The following is a 20631-nucleotide window of genomic DNA, read 5'->3' as shown; positions in this document are numbered from 1 at the left end:
GTACGCATGAACGAAGACGCCTTCTGGGCTCTCATCGACGAGTTGAGCGGCCGCCCCGGCACCCGGGACGAGCGGCTGGAGTGGCTGGAGGGGGAGCTGCTGCGGCGACCGGCCGAGGAGAGCGTGGCGTTCCAGACGCGCCTGGAGAAGGCGTGCGGGGCGGCCGACACGCGCGCGGTGTGGAAGGCGGCGAACCGGATCGAGGGCGGCGCCTGCACGGACGACGGCTTCCACTACTTCACGCTCTGGCTGGTGGGCCAGGGACGGAAGGTGTACGCGTCGGTGCTCGCCGACCCGGACGCGCTGGCCGACGTGTCCGACGTGCGGGCGCTCGTGGGGCGGCACCACGACGAGTGGGACGACGACGAGTGGCCCGAGTGGGAGGAGCTCGACTACGTCGCCCAGGACGCGTACGACGAGCTGACCGGCCAGGAGGACGACGACGGGGAGGAGTTCCTCGACGCGGTGGAGGCCGCCGAGGAAGCGGACGAGGCCGCCGACGACGAGGGGGAAGAGGACGGGGAGCGCGGGGCGTCCGGGCCGGAGGGGTTGGCCCTGCCCCGGCTCACCGCCCTCTTCCCGCTCGGGCCGTCCGACTCCTAGGGGCCGCCCGGCCCGGTCGGGCCGGGGGCGCCCCGGGTGACGCGTGGGGTGCGTCAGGAGGCGGACGTGTTCCGGCGGCGGCCCAGGAGCAGGCTGCCCGCCGCGAAGGCGGCGAGGGCGCCCGCGCCCGCGAGGGCCGGCGTCAGGGGGGAGGAGGTCCCGGCGGCCTCGGCGGAGAGCGCCGGGGGCAGCTCGTCGCCGCCGTGGCCCGCGTGGCTCACGGTGGACAGGGCGGCGCCCGCCGCGATCCCCGCCTCGGTGGGGGCCTTCGCCGGGGCCCCTGCCTTGGCCGCCGCAGCGCCGAAGGTGACGTCCGAGCAGCTGTAGAAGGCCTCGGGGCTGTCGTTGCGCTGCCACACCTTGTAGACGACGTGGCGACCGGTGCGGGCCGGCAGGGTGCCGGTGAAGTCGTAGTGGCCGTCGGTGGCGGTGCGGGTGGTGTTGTACACCGCGACCGGGGTCTGGTCCAGGTCCGACCACTTCAGGGGCTTGGTCGGGTCGAAGCCGGCCTTGGTGATGTAGACCATCATGGTGCCCGAGTGGGCCGCCGTCGCGCGGACCTTGAAGTCGAAGGAGCCGGCGGCGACCGCCGTCGCCGGCCAGTCGGTGCGCGCCCAGTCCAGCGCCCGGTACTTCTCGCGGTTCGCCGAGCAGAGCTTGCCGTCCGGGATGAGGGCCCGGTGCTGTCCGTCCGCGTGGGCGATGTTGACCTCGTTCCAGTCGTAGAGCGGCTGGGTGCCGGAGTCGGCGACGAGGTCCTTGCACACCTGTGACCTGGGCGTCTCGGGGCCTTCGGCGTAACAGGCGGCCAACCGGCTCACGGGGTTGAAGACGGCCCCGTGGGCACTGGCCGCCGTGGGGGTGAGACCGACGAGCGCGGCGGCGGACAGGGCCGCGGCACCGGCGGCGGTGGCGCGGCGGGCGGAGGGCAGGGAGGGCATGCGGGGGCTCTCTCTCGTGCGTGGGGGAGTACGGGACGAGCAACGCGCGCGGGGCGCACGGAAGTTGAAACCCGGGCGACCGCCGTAGAGCCTCGCATTGGTCCATACCAATGAGCAAGGGGGGTGGAGGGAAAAAGCGGAAGCGGCCCCCCGGGGCGCGTCGTGCGCCCGGGAGGCCGTCCGGGAGGAGGGGGGCGGGCAGGCGTCAGCCGTTCGCGAGCGCCCGCACGCGCGAGAGGTCCCCGTTGAAGTGGTTGTGGTCGCCGACCACCGGGCCGGTGGAGGTGTACTGCCACATCGTGTAGTACTGCCAGCCGGCCGGGAGCGTGCCCACGGTGGAGGCGTACCGCGCGACCCACAGCGGGTTGGTCGCGCCGAAGCCGGCGTGGTTGCCGGTGCACTCGGTCCACCAGCTCGTCGCCGTGTAGATGACGGCGTCCCGCCCGGTCCGGGCCTTGTAGCGGTTCAGGAAGTCGCGGATCCAGGCCACCATTCCGGCCTGGGTCTTGCCATAGCAGGTCGCGCCGTACGGGTTCCACTCGATGTCGAGCACGCCCGGCAGGGTCCGGCCGTCCTTCGACCAGCCGCCGCCGTTGTCGACGAAGTAGTCGGCCTGGGTCGCGCCGGACGCCGTGTCCGGGGTGGCGAAGTGGTACGTCCCCCGGATCATGCCGACGTCGTACGAGCCGTTGTACTGCTGCGCGAAGGAGGTGTTCTTGTAGTACGTGCCCTCCGTCGCCTTCACGTAGGCCCACCGGACGCCGCTGTTCCACAGCGTGGACCAGGCGACGTTCCCCTGGTGGCTGGAGACGTCCACGCCCTCCGTCTGGACGGCCCGGACCGACGTGCCGCCGGACGCCGCGCCGCGCCCGTCGTGGGCGAGGACGCCCATGCCCATGCCGGCGGTGCCGCGGGCGGGGACCTTCCGGGCGTCCGCGTCCGGGGCGGCCCCGGCGGAACCGGCGAGGGGGAGGAGGAGGGCCAGGGCCGTGAGGGCGGCGCCGGCGAGGGTCGTTCCGGATCTGTGCACACGCATCGCGTGCCTCCGAAAGGCTCGTGGGGAGAGGGGGCGACACGTCCTGGTGTGGACATGTCAGTGGGGGTGGTGGAGACGACGCTACGCACGTAGACCGGCCCGTGGAAGGGGACCTGGTCGCCGCCGTTGGTCTACGCCTGCGAAATACTGGAAGAGCTGCGGAAACGGCCGCGACGGGAAGAAACTTTCAGCGGCCGAAAGGCCGCCGGTGTGGCGGAGGTGCGCCACAGGGAACGCGTGGGAGGCGCTGACGTGCACGGAAGCGGTACGGGACGTGAGGGCGGGCCCACCCCGCCGCCCCCGGGCGGCCCCGGGACCGTCCCGCCGGGCCTCGGCGGGGCCGGGGCCACGTCTCCGGGCCCGGGCGGGGCCGTGCCTTCGGTTCCGGGCGGGGCCGCAGCCGCCTCGCCGTCCCCCGGCGGGGCCGGGGCCGGGGCCGTTCCGCCGGTTCCCGTGGACCGGGAGTTCCTCGCCCTCGAACGCGAGCTGGCGGTCTTCCTGCGCCGCGCCCGAGCCCAGTCCGGCGAGATGGCCCGCGAGGTCCACCCCGAGCTGGAGCCCGCCGCCTACGGCCTCTTCGTGCGCCTCGACGACACCGGGCCCCAGCGGGCCACCGAGCTCGCCGGGTACTTCGGCGTCGGCAAGGCGACCATGAGCCGCCAGCTCCGGGCGCTCGAAGACCTCGGCCTGGTCGCCCGCGACCCCGACCCCGCCGACGGCCGCGCCTCCCTCGTCCGCCTCACCGAGGAGGGCCGGAACCGCTTCCGCCGCGTCCGCGACGCCCGGCGCGAGCGCTACGTCCGCAAGCTCGCCGACTGGGACCGCGCGGAGGTCGCCGAGCTGGCCCGCCTCCTGAACCACTTCAACGTACGGGCGGAGGGCTGAGGGCTCAGTACCCCGGAAGCCCCGGGATCCCCGGGGACCCGGGGAGCTCCGGGTGCTCCGACAGCCCCGGGTGTCCCGACAGTCCCGACGGCTCCAGGAGTTCCGACAGCCCCGGGTGTCCCGGCAGTCCCGACGCCCCCGGGAGTTCCGGCAGCCCCGGCAGCCCCAGCTCCACGTACGCCGCCGTCGCGTCGTCGTGGAGCTTCCAGCGCCGTACGCCCCCCGCCCCCGCGTCCTCGGCCTCCCGCCTCCGCACCCGCCGGAGCAGGCCGGGCGGGCCCTCCGCGCGCAGGACGCCGAGGCAGTCCGTCCAGTCGCCCTCGCCGAACAGGTCCACCCAGCGGCTCGCCCCGTCCGTGAGCGCCGCCAGGGCCCGCACCTCCGCGCGCGGGACCGTCCCGGTCACCGCCCGCTCCGCGACCGCCGGATCGGCCGCCGCCGTGAAGAAGCCGCCCTCCCGGTTCCGCAGCCGGTCCGTCGCCGCCACGGAGCGCAGCACCTCGGCCGGCACCCGGTCCAGCCGGTCGTCGAGCACCGCCCGCACCGCCCCGTCGGGACCCTCCAGGAGGAGGACCGAGTCGGAGAGGACGAGGTGCTCGACCACGGCCCCGTCCCAGCGGGCGAGGACCACGGTTGCCTGAGGCGTGCGTACGTGAGAAAGGTCACAGGTCACCCGGTGGGAGTCCGCGGTGCGCCGGATTGCCAGGGAGAGGATCTCGGACAGGGAGACGTCCGGGCGGGAAGCGGACAGTTCGGTCAAAGCCCCGCCGAGGCGGGCGACGAACCACGGCACGCCGTGCACACAACCGTCCTCGCCGACGGGCGGCGTGACGCCGTCGAGGAGGACGACCGCCCCCCTGTCCTCCGCCGCGAACAGGGCGGTGGCCGTCCAGTCCTCATTGGGGCGTTCGGGGCTGCCGGGGAGGGAGAGGGCGTCGCTGCGCATGGAGCCCAGTGTGCCCGGCCCCGTGTCCGTCCCGGCCGGACCTTTCACAGGACCCGCAAATGACGGGAAAAGGCCTGTACCAACGGGGCGGACGCGGCGGGAGGGGCGGAACGGGCGCCGTCGCGGACCTGCGGGCGGGCATCCTGCCAAAGGCCGCCCGGAAGATCCAACCGGGGCCGCTCCGGGGCCCCGGAGCGCCGTTCGGCGAAGTTGTTCGCCAACTCGGGAGTGTTGTTCACTCGTTCGGGTGGCGGAGCGGCCGATGCCCGTCCCCTTCCCGGAAGCGCTGGAATGGTCGGAAGCCGTATCGGGGGTGGGGGCGCTCCATGTGATCGGCCGTCACCTCTGCTTTGTGGCTGGACGAGTCAAGAATGCGAGCACCGGTGCAGATGAAGCGGCCTCGGAGCAAGAACGGCACGCGGAGCCAGAACACCGGTGTACCGCCGGCCCCGGGCGCCGCCACGGCCCCCGCCGGAGGCGCGGCCGCCCCCGACCGGGCCCCGTCGTCCGCCCCGACGCGGCCGCACGCCCCCGTGCAGCCCCTCACCGTCTCGCCGCAGCCGCAGCCGCAGCCGCAGCCGCAGCCGCAGACGCAGCCCGCCGCGCCCGCCGGCCGCGCCAAGCGCGTCCGCAACCGCCTCGTCGTCGGCGTCGCCCTCGTGGGCGTCACCGTCCTCGCCGCCGGAGCCCCCGCGATCCTCACCGCCTCCGCCGGGCTCACCGACTCCCAGCGCCTGGTCACCCTGGCCGAACTCGACCGGCAGGCCGTCACCCTCGCGCACTCCCTCTCCGACGAGCGCGACGAGGTCGTCGCGTACATCGCCGCGGGGCGCGACGCCCAGACCGGTGACGCCGGGAAGAAGCGCCAGGTCACCACCGTGCGCTCCACCCGCGTCGACCGGCAGATCGACGAGATCCGCCCCGCCGCCTCCACGGAGCTCCGCCGCGACCTCGCCGGCGTCCCCTCCGTCCGCCGCGCCGCCCTCACCGGCAAGGGCACGGCCCTGGAGGCCCACAAGGCGTACTCGGACGTCATCGACAAGCTCCAGGCCCTCGCCGACGAGCTGGCCGACCGGACCCCGGCCCGCGCCGCCGACCCCTCGCTCACCGAGGCCACCCGCGCCCCCGCCGCCCTCGGCCGCGCCGTCGAACAGGCCTCCGCCACCCGCGGCCTGCTCCTCGCCGCGCTCGCCGTGCCGCAGCCCGAACCCACCGGCGAGTTCCGCTACGACGCCACGACCGGCGCCTACGTCCCCGAGGAGCCGAAGGGCACGGCGGAGGCGAACCAGACCCGCGACCGCCTCGCCGCCGCCGCCCAGCAGGCCCGCGTCCGCGAACTCGCCGCCCTCGGCGACTTCGACCAGGCCGCCGGCGCCACCGCCCGCGACTCGCTCGCCGGCACCGTCACCGGACCCGACGTCAAGAGCGCCGAGCGCTCCCTGGCCTCCCTCACCGACCAGCCCCGGCTGACCGGGGCCGAGCGCAAGACCGACCCGGCCGCCCTGGACGCCGCGCTCTCCGCCCGCATCGAGCAGATGCGCGGCGTCGAGTCCACCCTCGCCGCCCAGCGCGTCGAACGCCTCTCCGCGCTCCGCGACGACGACGTCACCGCCCTCGAACTGCGCCTCGCCTTCCTCGGCGGCTGCTTCCTCTTCGCCGTCGGCGTCTCCACCTACGTCGCCCGCAGCCTCACCCGGCCGCTCGCCGTGCTCCGCATCGGCGCCGCCCGGCTCGCCGCCGCCCCCGAGCCGCAGGCGGAGGAGCCGGTCCGCTTCACCGGCCGCAACGACGAGTTCGCCCAGACCGTCCGCTCCCTCAACACCCTGCACGGCAAGCTCGCGGGCCTCGCCGCGCGCGCCGGGCACCTCACCGCCGAGCGGGCCGACCTGGCCGCCGACAAGGAGGCCCTCGCCGCCGAGCTCGCCGCCCAGCGCGCCGAGCTCCAGGGGCGGGTCGCCCTCCTCACCGCCGAGCTCGAAAAGCTCCGGGGCACCGTCCGGCACACCTTCGTCAACCTCTCCCTGCGCAACCTCGGGCTCGTCGAGCGGCAGCTCGGCGTCATCGAGAAGCTGGAGGAGCGCGAGCAGGACCCGGACCGCCTCGGCACCCTCTTCAAGCTCGACCACATGGCGACCGTCATGCGCCGCCACAGCGAGAACCTCCTGGTCCTCGCCGGCCACGAGCACGTCCACGGCCACGCCGGGGCCGTCCCGCTCGTCGACGTGCTGCGCGCCGCCGTCAGCGAGATCGAGCGGTACGAGCGGGTCACCATCCAGTCCCTGCCGCCGCACGCCCAGATCGCCGGCTTCGCCGCGGACGACCTGAGCCACCTGGTCGCGGAACTCCTGGAGAACGCCACCTCCTTCTCGCCGCCCGACGCCGAGGTCCAGCTCTGCGGCTGGCTCCTGGAGACCGGCGAGGTGATGCTCTCCGTGCAGGACTCCGGCATCGGCATGACCCCCGCCCGCTTCGCCGAGCTGAACGCCCGCCTGGCCGAGGCCGACCCGGACGCCTTCGAGGGCGAGGGGCTCGGCATGCGGGTCGTCGCCCTGCTCGCCGCCCGCCACGGCGTCCGCGTCGAGCTGCGCGAGCAGCAGCCGGGCGGTACGGCGGCCGTCGTGGTCCTGCCGCTGCCCCTGCTGCCCACCGCCCCGCCGGCGGCCGTGACGGAGCCCGTACGGGTCGCGGGCACGGCTCCCGCGATCCAGCTGCCCGGCTCGGTCGCGGAGGCCAACTCCAACACCCTGCCGTCCCGCACCCGCGACCCGCTGGTGGAAGCGGCGGAACGCGCGCTCGCGGAGACGGAGCCCACCGGGGGCGAGCCGGAGGAGCCGTACGCCCCGGAGCCCCCGGCGGAGGAGCCGTACGTCCCGGAGCCCCCGGCGGAGGAGCCGTACGTCCCCGAGGAGCCGTACGCCCCGGAGTCCGTCTCCGAGACCACGCTCCAGGTCCGCCTCCCCGCCCCGCCGCCGGAGCCGGACGCCCACGAGCGCGCCGCCGACGCGGACGCCGACACCACCCACCCGGCCCCGGCGGAGACCGTCGCCCCGGCCGGCTCCACCGCCCCGGCGGAGACCGTCGCCCCGGCTGAGCCCACCGCCCCCGAACCGGCCGTCGACCAGCCGGTTCCCGGGCCGCGCTCCGGGCAGTGGGAGCGGGTCACCGACAAGGGCCTGCCCAAGCGCACCCCCCAGGTGGTGCGCCAGGCCGGACCCGCCGCCGCTCCCCGCGGGGGCGGCGTGGACGCCGAGGCCCTGCGCCGCCGGCTCGGCGGCTTCCACCGGGGCGCCGAGGCCGGACGCCGGGACGTGGAGGCGGAGATGGGCACGACGGGGATAGCGAACGCAAGGACTGCACGTACAGAGGAGAAGACGGGGGACACAGTCGAGGAGGCACGCAGTTGACCGCGACGGGAACGTTCGGACTGAGTACGGAAGCCCGCAACCTGCAATGGCTGCTGGGAAATCTGGTCGAGGAGGTGCCGGGGGTCCGCTCGGTCGCCGTCGTGTCCTCGGACGGCCTGATGCTGCTGTCCTCGGACCCCGCCACCCAGCAGGACACCACGGCCGCCGACGAGGCCGGCCGTCCCCGGGGGCCGCGCGGCTCCAGCGCCGACCTGGCCACCATCGTCTCCGGCATCGGCAGCCTCACCATCGGCGCCGCGCGCCTGATGGACGGCGGCGGGGTCAAGCAGACCATGGTGGCGATGGACGAGGGCAGCGTCTTCGTCATGTCGATCAGCGACGGCTCGCTGCTCGGCGTGCACGCCACGCCCGACTGCGACATGAGCGTCGTGGCGTACCACATGGCGCTCTTCGTGGGCCGCGCCGGTCACGTACTCACCCCCGAAGTCCGCAGCGAGCTGCGCAAATCGTTGGAGAGCCCCCAGTGACGGCCATGTCCTCGGTTCCTCACTCCTTCAAGCTGCCGGTACGGGGAGAGGGGCGCCGCCCCGCGCGCGTGCGCCCCTACTCGCTGACCGGCGGCCGTACCCGCTTCGGCCACGTCCTGCTCGTCGAGACCTTCGTGGCGGCGCTCGAAGCGCCCGTCGCGCGCAAGGTCCTGACGGACGGCGGGCCCGGCGCCCGCGGTCTGATGCCGGAGATGCGGGCCATCGTCGAGATCTGCCGCCGGATGCGGACGGTGGCGGAGATCTCGGCACTCCTCAAGATGCCGTTGGGGGTCGTCCGGGTGCTCCTCAGCGACCTGGCCGACCAGGGAAAGATCCGTGTGTACGGGACCGGTCACGGCACCGGCCGGCCCGACCGCGCGCTCCTCGAAAGGGTGCTGAGTGGACTCCGTCGTCTCTGACGCCTCCGCCGTCTCCGGAGCCGGCTCCGGAACCATCGCCGAAGCCGGCCCCGGAACCGCCTCCGAGGCCGGCCCGGGGAACGCCTCCGGGACCGTCTCCGCGGCACCGGCGGCCGTCGGCATCCCCGCGCAGCCCCGCCCCGGCCCGGTCGAACCGGACGCCGAGGACGGCGCGCGGGACTGGCAGCTCGACCACACCCGCGCCCCCACGGCGACGAAGATCGTCGTCGCGGGCGGCTTCGGCGTGGGCAAGACCACCTTCGTCCGCGCGGTCTCCGAGATCACCCCGCTCCAGACCGAGGCCCTGATGACCCGGGCGAGCGAGGACACCGACGACCTCACCGCCACCCCGGACAAGCTCACCACCACGGTGGCGATGGACTTCGGCCGGATCACGCTCGACGACGACCTGGTGCTCTACGTCTTCGGGACGCCGGGCCAGCAGCGCTTCTGGTTCATGTGGGACGACCTGGTGCGCGGCGCGATCGGGGCGATCGTGCTCGCCGACACCCGGCGCCTCACCGACTGCTTCCCGGCCCTCGACTACTTCGAGAGCTGCGGACTCCCGTACGTCGTGGCGGTCAACCACTTCGAGGGCAGCGAGCTGTTCGAGGCGGAGGACGTCAGGGAGGCGCTGACCGTGCCCCCGCACGTCCCCGTGGTGATCATGGACGCGCGCAAGCGCTACAGCGTCGTCGAGACCCTGCTGGCCACGGTCGCGCACGCCCTGGACGCCACCCCCGAATAACCCGCCTCCCCCTCACTTACGCCACGCCAGGAGCACCACCCATGCGGAAGATACTCATAGTCGGGGCCGGACAGTCCGGTCTCCAGCTCGCCCTCGGACTCCAGTCGCGGGGGTACGAGGTCACCCTCATGTCGAACCGGACGGCGGACGAGATCCGCGCCGGCCGGGTCATGTCCACCCAGTGCATGTTCGACACGGCCCTCCAGCACGAGCGGGACCTCGGGCTGAACTTCTGGGAGTCCCAGGCGCCCCGGATCGAGGGCCTCGGCGTCTCGGTCGCGGGCCCCGACTCCTCCCGCCCGATCGACTGGGTCGGCAGGCTGGACGGGTACGCCCAGTCCGTCGACCAGCGGGTGAAGATGGCCGGCTGGATGGAGACCTTCGCCCAGCGCGGCGGCCAGCTCGTCATCCACGGCGCGGCCGTCGGGGACCTCGACTACTTCTCCCGCAACTACGACCTGGTGCTCGTCGCGGCCGGCAAGGGCGAGCTGGTCTCCATGTTCGAGCGGGACGCCTCCCGCTCCCCGCACACCGAGCCGCAGCGGGCGCTCGCCGTCGCGTACGTCCACGGCCTCGGCCCGCGCCCCGAGCACCCGGACTTCGACGCGGTCCGCTGCAACGTCGTCCCGGGCGTCGGCGAGCTCTTCGTCATGCCGACCCTCACCACCGGCGGCCGCGCCGACATCCTCTTCTGGGAGGGGATCCCCGGCGGCCCGCTCGACGTCTTCAAGGGCGTCAAGGACCCCTCCGAGCACCTGGCGCTGACGCTGGAGCTGATGGAGCGGTTCACGCCGTGGGAGTACGCGCGGGCCACCAGGGTCGAACTGACCGACGCGGGCGGCACCCTGGCCGGCCGGTACGCCCCGACCGTCCGCAACCCGGTCGGCCGGCTCCCCGGCGGCGGCCTGGTCCTCGGCGTCGCGGACGTCGTGGTCGCCAACGACCCGGTCACCGGCCAGGGTTCCAACTCGGCCTCCAAGTGCGCCGCCGCGTACCTCGCCGCGATCGTCGAGCGCGGCGAGGAGCCCTTCGACGAGGAGTGGATGCGGGCCGCCTTCGACCGCTACTGGCAGACGGCGCGGCACGTCACCAAGTGGACGAACGCGATGCTGGCCCCGCCGCCGGAGCACATCCTCGATCTCCTCGGCGCGGCCGGCCGGCTCCAGCCCGTCGCCGACCGCTTCGCCAACGGCTTCGACGACCCGTCCGACTTCGAGGACTTCTTCTACGACCCGGAGAAGACGGGCGCGTACCTGGCGTCGCTGACCCGGAACTGACGAGGACGGGCCGCCGCCCCGACCACCGAAAACCGGTCGTGGTGGCGGCCCGTTCTGTTCGATCATGTGTTCATGTCCCTGTCGAACACCCTCGCCCGCGTGGACGCGGACCTGGCCGCCGGTCGCGTGCCGGTGGCGCGCCAGCGCCTGCGCGGACTCGTCTCGTCCTTTCCGCACGACCTGACCCCGCGCCGCCGCCTCGCCGAGGTGTACCGGCTGTACGGGGACGCGGCGGAGGCGGGGCGCTGGATGTACCTCGAAGAGGACCGGCGCGAGGACGAGACGGCCGCGTTCGAGGAGCGGTACGGGTCTCCGGGGCGGCGGATGAAGGCCCTCGCCTGGCGCGGGCCCGAGGCGCTCGCCGCCACCGCCTTCGCCCGGGGACGGCTCGCGGCCCTGCGGACCGCCCGCGCCGGGGAACTGGGGCGGGCGGTCGACTGGGACGATCCCTCCTCGTACGAGGAGGAGGAGGCGGACGGGTACTCCCCGCCGGAGCCCGGCGGATGGACGCTCGCGGGCGTCCTGGTGGGGGGCGGGTGCGCGGTGGGGGTCCTCCTCAACCTGGCGATCTGGGTGATCGGGCTCGTCACGCTCGTGGACTGAGCGTCCGGCCGTGCGGTCGGGCCCGGTCGAAGCCCTCGTCCTCGCCCGCCCGCGCGCCCTCCGGGAGGTCCGGCGGGGTGTACGAGGCCAGGGCCGTCCCGCCCGGGTCCGGGCGTACGGCCCCGAGCAGCGGGTTCGCCGCGACGGGGGAGACCTTCACCTTCGCGCCGGGGCGCGGCGCCTGCACCACCAGGCCCTCGCCCAGGTAGACCGCCACGTGCGTCGCGCCCGGGAAGTAGAGCACCAGGTCCCCGGGCCGCAGCTCCGACAGCGGCACCCGGGGGAGCGTCGCCCACTGCTCCTGGCTGGTCCGGGGGATCTCCCGGCCCGCCGCCGCCCACGCCCGCTGCGTCAGCCCCGAGCAGTCGTACGCGTCCGGGCCCTCCGCCCCCCACTCGTACGGCTTGCCGATCTGTCCCACCGCGAACCGCAGGGCCTCCGCGCCCGCCCGGGACGGGGTGCGCGGGCCGTCCAGGACCCCGGAGCCGAGCAGTTCGCGCTGGGCGCCCGCCGTCTGTGTCCGTTCCAGTTCCGTGAGGCGGGTGAGCTGGGTCGGGGAGAGGCCGGCGAGCAGCTTCTCGACCTCCTTCAGTCTCGTCCGGACCTCGTCGCGCCGGGTGCGCTGTTCGGCGGCCAGGCGTCGTTGCCGGTCCAGGGCCTTGTGGGAGGCGCTCGCGAGGGCGTCGGCCCGGCGGGCGGCCGTTTCGAGCCGGGCGACGGCGCCGGCCCGGCCCCGGCCCTCCCGGGCCGCCAGCCGTTCCCGGTCCATGGCCGCCCGGGGGTCCGGGGCGAAGAGCACGTCCAGGTACGAGGAGAGCTCCGACCTGCCCCGGTACTGCTCCCGGGCGATCCGCCCCGCCTCGGCGCGCTCCCGGTCCAGGGCGCTGCGCGCGGTGGTGAGCCGGACCGCGAGGTCCTTCGCGTCGGCGGTCCGGAGCCCCAGCCGTTCCTCGGCGGCGTTGTACCGCTCGGTCGCCTCCTCGGCCTGCCGGTAGAGCGTGCGCAGCCGGGTGAGCAGGCCGGTGACCGAGGTTCCGCCGGGGGGTGCGAGGGCGGCGGCGTCGTCGGGTTCCGCGGCGTCGGGCTTCGCGTTCTTCGGACCGGTGGGGGCGTCGGGGACCTTCGGGTCCACCGGGCCCACCGGTTCCCGCTCCGGGTCCGGCCGGGCGATCGGGGCCCGGGCCGGAGGCTCCGGGGGCGGGTCCGCCGGGTCGGCGCCCGCCGTGACCGGTCCCGTGAGCGCCGTCAGCACGGCGAGCGCCCCCGTGCAGACCGTGCGCAGCAGCCTTCGTGACACGTCACCACCTCCACGGGGATGATGACGGTTCACTTCATCTGATTACCGTACGAACGGGGGCGCGTCCGGCGCCCTCACCCGGTCGGGTCAGAGTCCCGGTGCTCTCCGCCCGGCTTGGACCACGGCCACCTCAGCTCGCGCCGCTCCCGGCCCCCGGGGGCGTACGCGTAGACCCAGCCGCGCTGGAGCCCGAGCCGCTTCGTGTGGCCGGCGGGCTCGCGCCGGTAGGCGTACACCGTCGGCGGGTTCCCGGCGTGCGCGGGGACCGGGACCTCGTACCACTTCGGCGGGTGGCCGGTCGGGCCGAGCAGGATCGGCAGGACCCGGCCGTCCAGGGGTCCGCCGCGGAAGGGGGTGTTCTCGCTTCTCACCCCTCCAGTCTCTCCCGCCGCGCCTGTGACGGGTCGCCGTCCCCGCGCACGGCCTGGGCGTCCCCGCGTACGGCTTGGGCGTCCCCGCGTGCGGCCTGGGCGCCCGGCGTACGGCCTGGGAGTCCCCGCGCACGGCCCGGGCGCCCGGCGCACGGCTTGGGCATCCCCGCGTACGGCCCCACCGTCCCCGTACGCGCCTCACAGCAGGTGGGCGGCCTCGCTCACCACCGGGATCACCCGGCGGGCCAGGGCCGCCACCGGCCCCTCGGACGTCTCCTGGGCGAGCAGCCGCCGGACGACCTCCATCGTCTCCCCGTCGCCCGCCGCCGTCGCGGTGAGCAGGGCGACCAGGTGGTCGACCATCCAGTCGCGCAGCTCCGCCGCCGCAGGCTGCTTCTCCTCGCCCAGCCAGATGAGCGAGGCGGCCTCCACGGCGGCGATCCACGTCCGGACCAGCATCCCGAGCCGCGGGCCGGGCCGCTCCACCCCGAGGTGGAGGAGGATCTGCCCGGCGGCGGCCCGCCGCACCTCGTCCACGATCGCCGTGGTCTGCGGGGTCTCGACGACGCTGCCGCCGCGCAGCAGGGCGCTGAACCCGGCGTCGTGCCCGTCGACGAAGGCCAGGTAGCGGTCGAGCACCCGGCCGAGCCGCTCCGTGGGCGGCCCGTCGAGCGGTTCGGCGAAGCAGTGGTTCAGGGCGTCGGCGGAGGAGCGCAGGGCGGCCTCGTACAGCTGCTGCTTGCCGCCGGGGAAGTAGCGGTAGACGAGGGGCCGCGAGACGCCGGCCGCCTCGGCGACGTCGTCGAGGGAGACGTCCTCGGGCGTCCGGTGGGCGAAGAGCCCCAGGGCCGCGTCGAGGAGCTGGCCGCGCCGCTCCTCGACACTGAGCCTGCGGTAGGCGGGCGTGGCGGGACTCGTCATGCCCCGCAGCGTAACCGCGCGCCTTCCCGGCGGGCGCCCGGACCGGGTCCCTCAGGCCAGCAGCCCCGACGCCTTCCACAGCCGCCGGCCCGGCCCGCGCAGGAGCCCCACGTCGTCCAGGAAGTCCGTCAGCCGCTCGGCGCCCGCCCGCATGACCTCCCGCCGGTGCCCGCTCGCCCGCACCTGGGCGACGGCCTCGCGCCGGTCCAGGCCCACCGCCTCGTACACCCCCGGGTTGACGAAGCAGACCGAGAAGACCCGGGCGGCCTCGCCGCAGCTCAGCCGGGTGAACTCCCGCTCCCAGCGGGGGGCGGTCACCAGCTGGCGGCGCAGCTCCTCGCGGGCGTACCGCACGTGGCGGGCCTCCTCGATCACGTGGATCCGCGTCACCCCGCGCACCAGGGGCTGCACCCGCTCGTCCGGGAACGTCAGGCGCTGCATCCAGTCCAGGATCTCCTCGCCGAGCAGCGTGGCGGCGAAGGAGCCCGGGGTGGTGGAGACGCTCTTCAGGACCCTCGCGAGGTTGTGGTGGACCCTCGGCACCGGGTACTCGGGGGTCCCGCCGCGCCGGATCAGCCGGGCGAACATCATCGAGTGCCGGCACTCGTCGGCGATCTCGGTCAGCGCGTACCGCACGTGTTGGCTGGTCAGCGGCTTGTCGTAGATGTGCCGGACGAGCAGCTGCATGAGGATGATCTCGAACCAGATCCCGAGCGAGGCCAGCGAGGCCGCCTCGTGGCGCGAGAGGTCGATCCGCTGCTCCTCGGACATCCGGCGCCACAGCGGGGTGTCGTAGAGGGAGACCAGCTCGGGCGGCCAGAACCACTTCCCCTGCTCGAAGGGCGCGTCCCAGTCCAGCTCGGTGTCGGGGTCGTAGGAGTGCTTGCGCGAGGACTCCAGGAGGCGTTCGGCGACCTGCTCGCGGTCGCGCAGCGGTCCCAGCGCGTCCCGGAAGCGGGTGAAGTCGGGCTCGGTGAAGGGGGTCATGGCGGGGACACCTCGCGCAGCTCGCCGTCGGCATTGCCGTGGGTCGCCTGTTATTGGACTGCTCGTCAGCAGGACCGTCAATCCTTCGCGCACGACTTGTTGACGGTGCGTCAACAGCATGTGAGCCTGCTGGGGTCGGACCTGAGCAGGTCGGCGGAAGGAGTCGTCCATGTCGACGCACGACCTCTACGCGAACGCCCCCGACGGAGCCGTCTGGGACGTGCCGGCCGTCGGCGCCGCCCGCTTCTCCTGGGACTACGACGACGGCCGCGACCGCCTCCTCGCCCTCTACCGGAAGGGCAAGGACAAGCAGTGGGACGGCGCCACCCGCATCGACTGGGACCTGGAGGTCGACCCGTACGACCCGCTCGGCACCCCGGACGAGGCCCTGGACCTCCACGGCACCCGCCACTGGGCCAAGCTGACCGACAGGGACAGGGGCGAGCTGCGCCGCCACTACTCCTCCTGGCAGTTCAGCCAGTTCCTCCACGGCGAGCAGGGCGCCATGATCTGCGCCGCCCGGATCGTGGAGTCCGTCCCCGACCTCGACGCCAAGTTCTACTCGGCCACCCAGACCATGGACGAGGCCCGGCACGCCGAGATCTACGGCCGCTTCCTCCACGAGAAGGTCGGGATGCTCTACCCGATCGACGACAACCTCAAGGGCCTCCTCGACGACACCCTGCGCGACTCCCGCTGGGACATGCCCTACCTCGGCATGCAGGTCCTCATCGAGGGCCTCGCCCTCGCCGCCTTCGGCATGATCCGCGACACCACCGACAAGCCGCTGCCGAAGCAGATCCTCGCGTACGTGATGCAGGACGAGGCCCGGCACGTGGCCTTCGGCCGGATGGCCCTGCGCGACCACTACCGGCAGCTCTCGGACGCCGAACTCCGCGAGCGCGAGGAGTTCGTCATCGAGGGCTGCCACCTGATGCGCGACCGGCTGCGCGCCACCGACGTCCTGGTGAACTTCGGCGTCGCGCGCAAGGAGGCCGAGGAGCTGACCGAGCGCAGCGAGTTCCTCCGGCTCTTCCGCAAGCTGCTCTTCAGCCGGATCGTCCCCTGCGTCAAGGACATCGGCCTGTGGGGCCCGCGCCTCCAGAAGGCCTACCTGGACATGGGCGTCTTCGACCTCGGCGACTCCAGCCTGGACCTGCTGATGGCCCAGGACGAGGAGGTCGCGGAACGACTCGACGCGGAGCGCTTCGCGGCGGAGGAACGGGACCGGGCGGCCGAGGTGACGGCGGCGATCGAGGCGGGCGGGGAGTGACGGCCGTGATCCGGGCGGGGGCGGAGTGACGGCCGTGATCCGGGCGGGGGCGCGCCGACGGCGGCGATCGAGGCGGGCGCGGAGTGACCGCCGTGATCCGGGCGGGCACGGGATGACGGCCGCCGGGCGGCCCCGGCGGCCTACCGCCGGCCCTCCGTCTCCAGTCGCAGCGCCTCCTCCATCACCGCCTTCGCGATCGGCGCCGCGCTGCCGCCCCCGCTGATGTCCGTACGGGAGGCCTCCGCGTCCTCGACGACCACCGCCACCGCCACCGCCGGCCGGGCGGAGTCCTCGCCCTGCGCCCAGGCGATGAACCAGGCGTAGGGGGTGCCGGTGTTGCCGAAGCCGTGCTGGGCCGTGCCGGTCTTGCCGCCGACCCGGGCCCCGGGGATCGCCGCGTTCGCCCCCGTCCCCTCCTCCACGGCCCGCACCATCAGCTCCTGGAGCCGGAGCGCCGTCGAGGGGTTCATCGCCTGCCGGTAGCCGCGCCGGGCGGTCCGCTCCACGGTCACGCCGCCGGAGGTCGTCGTGCGGTCGACGAGGTGCGGGCGGGCGATCTCGCCGTTGTTGGCGACCGCCGCCGCCACCATCGCCATCTGGAGCGGGGTCGCCGTCGTGTCGAACTGCCCGATCGACGACAGGGCCAGCTGGTCCGGGCTCATCTCCCGGTCGAAGGTGGACTTCGCCACCCACGACGGCACCCGCAGCCCCGTGTCGTTGAAGCCGAACCGCTCCACCGCGTCGACCATCCCCGTCAGGCCCACCTCCACCCCGAGCCCGGCCATCACCGTGTTGCACGACCACCGGAGCGCGTACGCGAGGGAGGCGTCGCCGCAGTCCTCCGCCTCGTTCGGCAGCACCTGCCGGGTGCCCGGCAGCACGAACGGGTCCGGGGTGTCCGTCGGCGCGTCCACGTCCCGCACCACGCCCGCGTCCAGGGCCGCCGCGGCCGTCACGATCTTGAACGTGGAGCCCGGCGGGTACGTCTGCCGCAGCGCCCGGTTCAGCATCGGCCGGCCCGGCGAGGAGTTCAGCCGCTCCCACGCCTCCTTCACCCCCGTGCCCGTCCCGGAGAGCACCCCCGGGTCGTACGAGGGCGAGCTGACGAGCGCCAGGATCCGGCCGGTGGCCGGCTCGACCGCCACCACCGCGCCCCGCTTCCCGTCGAGCCCCCGGAAGGCGGTCTCCTGCATCGGCGCCCGGATCGTGGTGACCACGTCGCCGCCGGGCTCCCGGCCCCGGGTGAGGCCGTTCAGGAGCGGCAGCGGCGCCAGCATCGGCTCCGTGCCCGCCAGGACCGCGTCCTCGGCGTCCTCGACGAGCGTCGTGCCGTACGTCTGGGAGGCGTGGCCGGTCACCGGCGCGTACAACGGCCCCTGGCGGTAGGTCCGTTCCCAGCGCAGCTGCTGCCGGCTGTCCCGGGAGGCCGTCACCGGCCTCCCGTCGACGACGATCTCGCCGCGCGGCTGCGCGTACCGGCCGATCGCGATCCGCCGGTTGGCCGGGTCGTCGTCGAGCGACCCGGCTTCGACGACCATCACGCGGCCCGCGTTCACGAACAGCGCGGCCAGGAGGAGGAGGCAGAGCCCGGCCGCGCGCCGGATGTAGCGGGTCACGCGGCCCCCTCCTTGACCCGCTCCGGCTCGCCGGTGCCGGCCGTCTCCGGGCGCGGGGCGCGGGCCGAGTCGCTCACCCGGACGAGGAGGGCGACGATCACCCAGTTGGTCACCACCGAGGAGCCTCCCTGTGCCAGGAACGGCATCGCCATGCCGGTCAGCGGGATGAGCCCCATCACCCCGCCCGCGATCACGAAGACCTGGAGCGCCACGATCGAGGCGAGCCCGATCGCGAGGAGCCGCCCGAAGGGGTCGCGCAGCAGGAGGCCGGCGCGGTAGCCGCGGCCGACGAACAGCGCGTACAGCAGGAAGAGCGCGGTCAGGCCGACGAGCCCCAGCTCCTCGCCGGCCGTCGCCAGGATGAAGTCGGACTTGGCGGCGAAGCCGATGAGCACGGAGTGGCCGAGGCCGAGCCCGGTGCCGAGCATCCCGCCGGCCGCGAAGGAGAACAGGGACTGGGCGAGCTGTCCCGGCCCCTCGCCCGCCCGGATCGAGGCGAAGGGGTCGAGCCAGTCCTGCACCCGGCTGTGGACGTGCGGTTCGAGCGAGCCGACCAGGAAGGCGCCGGCCGAGGCGAGCACCAGGCCGACCGCGATCCAGCCGGTCCGGCCGGTCGCCACGTACAGCATGATCACGAAGAGGCCGAAGAAGAGCAGCGAGGTGCCGAGGTCCCGCTCCAGGACGAGGACGCCGACGCTGAGCAGCCAGATCGCCACGACGGGCCCGAGCACCCGCCCCGAGGGGAACTGGAACTTCCAGATCCGGCGGCCGGTGTACGCGAGGGCGTTGCGGTTGGCGGCGAGGTACGCGGCGAAGAAGACCGCCAGCAGGATCTTGGCGAACTCGCCCGGCTGGAAGGAGAGCCCGCCGATCCTGATCCAGATCCTGGCGCCGTTCACGGCGGGGAAGAAGATCGGCAGCAGCATCAGGCCGAGCGCGGCGGCGACGGAGACGTACGCGTACCCCTGGAGCGTGCGGTGGTCGCGCAGCAGCAGCACCACCAGGATGAAGAGCGTCACCCCGAGCGCCGACCAGACCAGCTGGGTGGCCGCGGCCCGGTCGTACGGCGTCTCCAGGTCGAGCCGGTGGATCAGGGCCAGGCCGAGGCCGTTGAGCAGGACCGCGATCGGCAGCAGCAGCGGGTCGGCGTACGGGGCGCCGAAGCGGACCGCGAGGTGGGCGACGAGCGCGAGCAGGCCGAGCCCGGCCCCGTAGCGGGCGGCGTCCGGCGGCACGGCGCCGCCGCGGGCGAGACCGACCGCGGCGTAGCCGTAGACGGAGATGAGGACGGCGCAGACGAGGAGGGAGAGTTCCACGCCGCGGCGCTTCGGGACGCGTACGCCGGGCGGGGGCGCGTCCGTTCGCGGTGCGGTCATGGAGCGCAACGTAGCAAGCGGTGCGCGCTATGTCCCTTTTGTGTGACGGTGTGCCGCCGTGCTCCTCCGCGGCCCTCCGGCGCCCCCGGGCCCCCCGGTCGCTCTCGGGAGCCCTCAGGCGTTCCCCTCCGGCGGCGGATCGGACAGGTGTGCGTACTCGGGGAGCCGCAGCCGGGCCTCGGCGCCCCCGCCGGGCGCCCCGGCGAAGACCAGCTCGGCGCCGATCACCTCCGCCTGCCCCACCGCGATGGTCAGCCCCAGGCCGTGCCCCTTGCCCCCGCTCTCGGTGCGGAACCGCTGCGGCCCGGACTCCAGCAGGTACGCGGGATACCCGGGCCCGTGGTCCCGCACGGACACCACCGGGCCGTCCACCGTGACCACCACCGGGGGCGCCCCGTGCTTGTGGGCGTTGGCCACCAGATTGCCGAGGACCCGCTCCAGGCGCCGCCGGTCCGTCTCCACGGTGGCGTCCCGGACGATCCGCACCTCCGTCTCCGTGCCCGAGGCGCGGACCACCCGCCCGGCGAGCGGGCCGAGTTCGTGCGCCGCCAGGTCCACGGTCTCGTTGCGGGCGTCGAGCCGCGAGATCTCCAGGAGGTCCTCGGTGAGCCCGCGCATCGCCCGCACCCGGTCCCGCACGAGCTCCGAGGGGCGCCCCTCCGGCAGCAGCTCGGCCGCCGCGGTGAGCCCGGTCAGCGGGGTGCGCAGCTCGTGCGCCACGTCGGCGGTGAACCGCTGCTCGCTCTGCAGCTTCCGCTGGAGGGAGGAGGCCATGGTGTCGAGCGCGCCGGAGACGGTCGCCACCTCGTCCTGGGGGCGGGAGGGGTCCTTCGTCCTCGGGTCGTCCACGCGCGCGTCGAGGTCACCCGCGCTGATCCGGCGGGCCACCCGGGCGGTGAGGTGCAGCCGGCGGGTGACCCGGGTGACGGCGAAGACGCCCACGAGCAGGGTCGCCCCGATCGCCAGGACGGAGGAGCCGAGGAGCGAACGGCCGAGCGCGTCGATCGTCTCGGCGCTCTGTGTGTGGTCGAGGCGCACGGCGAGGGCCCGGCCGTCGGCGGGGCCCGCCGCCCACATCGCCGGCCGGCCCCCGCGGTCCGCGACCACCGTGCCGCGCTCGCCGCGCAGGGCGAGGACCCGCAGCGGGGCCGGGAGGTCCGGCGGGTCGACGCCCGCGAACCGGGGGAGCGGCTCGCCCGCCTCGTACAGGTCGGTGACCTCGCCGAGCCGGACCAGCGCCTTCTGCCGGGCGTCGTCCACGGTCTGCCGGGTCACGGACACGTGGACGAGGGCGCCGAGCAGCGCGGCGAGGGCGCAGCACATCACCGCGATGAACACGGCGGCCTTCCAGGTGAGGGTCGCGGTCCAGGCGGGCCGCCGCGGCACCCTCACGGGCTCTCCTCCGAAGGGGGCGGGAGTGTGGGCGGGGGTGCGGGGGAG

General features: G+C 74.6%; 17 protein-coding genes and 2 pseudogenes. 9 read left to right on the top strand and 10 right to left on the bottom strand.

What is annotated here, in order from left to right; all coding sequences use genetic code 11:
- The first annotated feature begins 6 nt into the window (after window positions 1-6).
- Complete coding sequence (locus ADL08_RS32510) at window positions 7-603, top strand: DUF4240 domain-containing protein (protein WP_063885396.1); 597 nt, start codon at window positions 7-9, stop codon at window positions 601-603.
- Between the two features lie 53 nt (window positions 604-656).
- Here the strand turns inward: ADL08_RS32510 and ADL08_RS32505 are convergent, their stop codons facing one another.
- Window positions 657-1535 (bottom strand): lytic polysaccharide monooxygenase auxiliary activity family 9 protein, encoded by an 879-nt coding sequence (locus ADL08_RS32505; RefSeq protein WP_420709573.1) that lies wholly within the window; start codon window positions 1533-1535, stop codon window positions 657-659.
- Window positions 1536-1749: 214 nt separating this feature from the next.
- The gene (locus tag ADL08_RS32500; protein ID WP_053649426.1) at window positions 1750-2580 is read right to left on the bottom strand and encodes a lysozyme; all 831 of its coding nucleotides are present in this window, start codon (window positions 2578-2580) and stop codon (window positions 1750-1752) included.
- A 453-nt stretch (window positions 2581-3033) separates the two neighbouring features.
- Here ADL08_RS32500 and ADL08_RS32495 point away from each other — a divergent pair, with 453 nt between their 5' ends.
- Window positions 3034-3465, top strand: a complete 432-nt coding sequence (locus ADL08_RS32495; protein WP_053649423.1) for a MarR family winged helix-turn-helix transcriptional regulator — start codon at window positions 3034-3036, stop codon at window positions 3463-3465.
- A gap of 166 nt (window positions 3466-3631) precedes the next feature.
- Here ADL08_RS32495 and ADL08_RS32490 read toward each other — a convergent pair.
- Window positions 3632-4411, bottom strand: a pseudogene (locus tag ADL08_RS32490) (hypothetical protein); the annotation flags it as partial.
- A gap of 371 nt (window positions 4412-4782) precedes the next feature.
- On the opposite strand from ADL08_RS32490, the gene ADL08_RS32485 reads away from it, so the two are divergent.
- From ADL08_RS32485 to ADL08_RS32460, 6 genes are all read left to right on the top strand, one after another.
- Window positions 4783-7815 carry a nitrate- and nitrite sensing domain-containing protein gene (locus ADL08_RS32485; protein WP_234352346.1) on the top strand — a complete coding sequence of 1011 codons (3033 nt, stop codon included), beginning with the start codon at window positions 4783-4785 and terminating at the stop codon, window positions 7813-7815.
- Window positions 7812-8303, top strand: a complete 492-nt coding sequence (locus tag ADL08_RS32480; protein ID WP_053649421.1) for a roadblock/LC7 domain-containing protein — start codon at window positions 7812-7814, stop codon at window positions 8301-8303. Before ADL08_RS32485 ends, ADL08_RS32480 begins: the two co-directional genes overlap by 4 nt.
- Window positions 8304-8308: 5 nt before the next feature.
- Window positions 8309-8722: a DUF742 domain-containing protein gene (locus ADL08_RS32475; protein WP_053649449.1), complete on the top strand. Its 414-nt coding sequence runs from the start codon at window positions 8309-8311 to the stop codon at window positions 8720-8722.
- 121 nt (window positions 8723-8843) lie between these two features.
- Window positions 8844-9470 (top strand): GTP-binding protein, encoded by a 627-nt coding sequence (locus ADL08_RS32470; RefSeq protein WP_053649447.1) that lies wholly within the window; start codon window positions 8844-8846, stop codon window positions 9468-9470.
- Window positions 9471-9511: 41 nt separating this feature from the next.
- The gene (locus tag ADL08_RS32465) at window positions 9512-10747 is read left to right on the top strand and encodes a styrene monooxygenase/indole monooxygenase family protein (protein WP_053649419.1); all 1236 of its coding nucleotides are present in this window, start codon (window positions 9512-9514) and stop codon (window positions 10745-10747) included.
- A gap of 72 nt (window positions 10748-10819) precedes the next feature.
- Window positions 10820-11350, top strand: coding sequence for a DUF6584 family protein (locus ADL08_RS32460; RefSeq protein WP_053649417.1), 531 nt, complete (start codon window positions 10820-10822; stop codon window positions 11348-11350).
- Here ADL08_RS32460 and ADL08_RS32455 read toward each other — a convergent pair.
- The 4 genes from ADL08_RS32455 to ADL08_RS32440 form a co-directional block, all read right to left on the bottom strand.
- Window positions 11334-12647, bottom strand: a complete 1314-nt coding sequence (locus tag ADL08_RS32455) for a C40 family peptidase (protein WP_053649415.1) — start codon at window positions 12645-12647, stop codon at window positions 11334-11336. The two genes, ADL08_RS32460 and ADL08_RS32455, sit on opposite strands and share 17 nt — an antisense overlap.
- 74 nt (window positions 12648-12721) lie before the next feature.
- Entirely contained in the window at window positions 12722-13018 is a 297-nt protein-coding gene (locus tag ADL08_RS32450; RefSeq protein WP_053649410.1) for a hypothetical protein, read from the bottom strand.
- 198 nt (window positions 13019-13216) lie between these two features.
- Window positions 13217-13939 (bottom strand): TetR/AcrR family transcriptional regulator, encoded by a 723-nt coding sequence (locus tag ADL08_RS32445; RefSeq protein WP_053649408.1) that lies wholly within the window; start codon window positions 13937-13939, stop codon window positions 13217-13219.
- A 51-nt stretch (window positions 13940-13990) separates the two neighbouring features.
- Window positions 13991-14926: an AurF N-oxygenase family protein gene (locus ADL08_RS32440; RefSeq protein WP_053649406.1), complete on the bottom strand. Its 936-nt coding sequence runs from the start codon at window positions 14924-14926 to the stop codon at window positions 13991-13993.
- 169 nt (window positions 14927-15095) lie between these two features.
- Here ADL08_RS32440 and ADL08_RS32435 point away from each other — a divergent pair, with 169 nt between their 5' ends.
- Window positions 15096-16199: a ferritin-like domain-containing protein gene (locus tag ADL08_RS32435; RefSeq protein WP_053649404.1), complete on the top strand. Its 1104-nt coding sequence runs from the start codon at window positions 15096-15098 to the stop codon at window positions 16197-16199.
- A 140-nt stretch (window positions 16200-16339) separates the two neighbouring features.
- Here the strand turns inward: ADL08_RS32435 and ADL08_RS32430 are convergent, their stop codons facing one another.
- The 3 genes and pseudogenes from ADL08_RS32430 to ADL08_RS32420 form a co-directional block, all read right to left on the bottom strand.
- The gene (locus ADL08_RS32430) at window positions 16340-17815 is read right to left on the bottom strand and encodes a penicillin-binding transpeptidase domain-containing protein (RefSeq protein WP_053649402.1); all 1476 of its coding nucleotides are present in this window, start codon (window positions 17813-17815) and stop codon (window positions 16340-16342) included.
- On the bottom strand, window positions 17812-19191 hold the full coding sequence (locus ADL08_RS32425; RefSeq protein ID WP_053649400.1) for an FtsW/RodA/SpoVE family cell cycle protein: 1380 nt from the start codon (window positions 19189-19191) through the stop codon (window positions 17812-17814). Before ADL08_RS32425 ends, ADL08_RS32430 begins: the two co-directional genes overlap by 4 nt.
- Window positions 19188-20583, bottom strand: a pseudogene (locus tag ADL08_RS32420) (ATP-binding protein). Before ADL08_RS32420 ends, ADL08_RS32425 begins: the two are co-directional and overlap by 4 nt.
- Between the last annotated feature and the right edge of the window lie 48 nt (window positions 20584-20631).

Source organism: Streptomyces sp. NRRL F-6492 (genome assembly GCF_001280125.1).
In the GTDB taxonomy this organism is placed as follows: Bacteria; Actinomycetota; Actinomycetes; order Streptomycetales; family Streptomycetaceae; genus Streptomyces.
Note: the sequence above shows the minus strand (reverse complement) of the source record. Positions and strands in the feature narration are given on the sequence as shown.

Bases quoted from the DNA above. Each gene is read 5' to 3' on its own strand.
- ADL08_RS32435 (WP_053649404.1), top strand. From the start codon at position 15,096: ATGTCGACGCACGACCTCTACGCGAACGCCCCCGACGGAGCCGTCTGG.
- ADL08_RS32485 (WP_234352346.1), top strand. From the start codon at position 4,783: ATGCGAGCACCGGTGCAGATGAAGCGGCCTCGGAGCAAGAACGGCACG.
- ADL08_RS32445 (WP_053649408.1), bottom strand. From the start codon at position 13,939: ATGACGAGTCCCGCCACGCCCGCCTACCGCAGGCTCAGTGTCGAGGAG.
- ADL08_RS32425 (WP_053649400.1), bottom strand. From the start codon at position 19,191: ATGACCGCACCGCGAACGGACGCGCCCCCGCCCGGCGTACGCGTCCCG.
- ADL08_RS32465 (WP_053649419.1), top strand. From the start codon at position 9,512: ATGCGGAAGATACTCATAGTCGGGGCCGGACAGTCCGGTCTCCAGCTC.
- ADL08_RS32440 (WP_053649406.1), bottom strand. From the start codon at position 14,926: ATGACCCCCTTCACCGAGCCCGACTTCACCCGCTTCCGGGACGCGCTG.
- ADL08_RS32475 (WP_053649449.1), top strand. From the start codon at position 8,309: ATGTCCTCGGTTCCTCACTCCTTCAAGCTGCCGGTACGGGGAGAGGGG.
- ADL08_RS32510 (WP_063885396.1), top strand. From the start codon at position 7: ATGAACGAAGACGCCTTCTGGGCTCTCATCGACGAGTTGAGCGGCCGC.
- ADL08_RS32460 (WP_053649417.1), top strand. From the start codon at position 10,820: ATGTCCCTGTCGAACACCCTCGCCCGCGTGGACGCGGACCTGGCCGCC.
- ADL08_RS32500 (WP_053649426.1), bottom strand. From the start codon at position 2,580: ATGCGTGTGCACAGATCCGGAACGACCCTCGCCGGCGCCGCCCTCACG.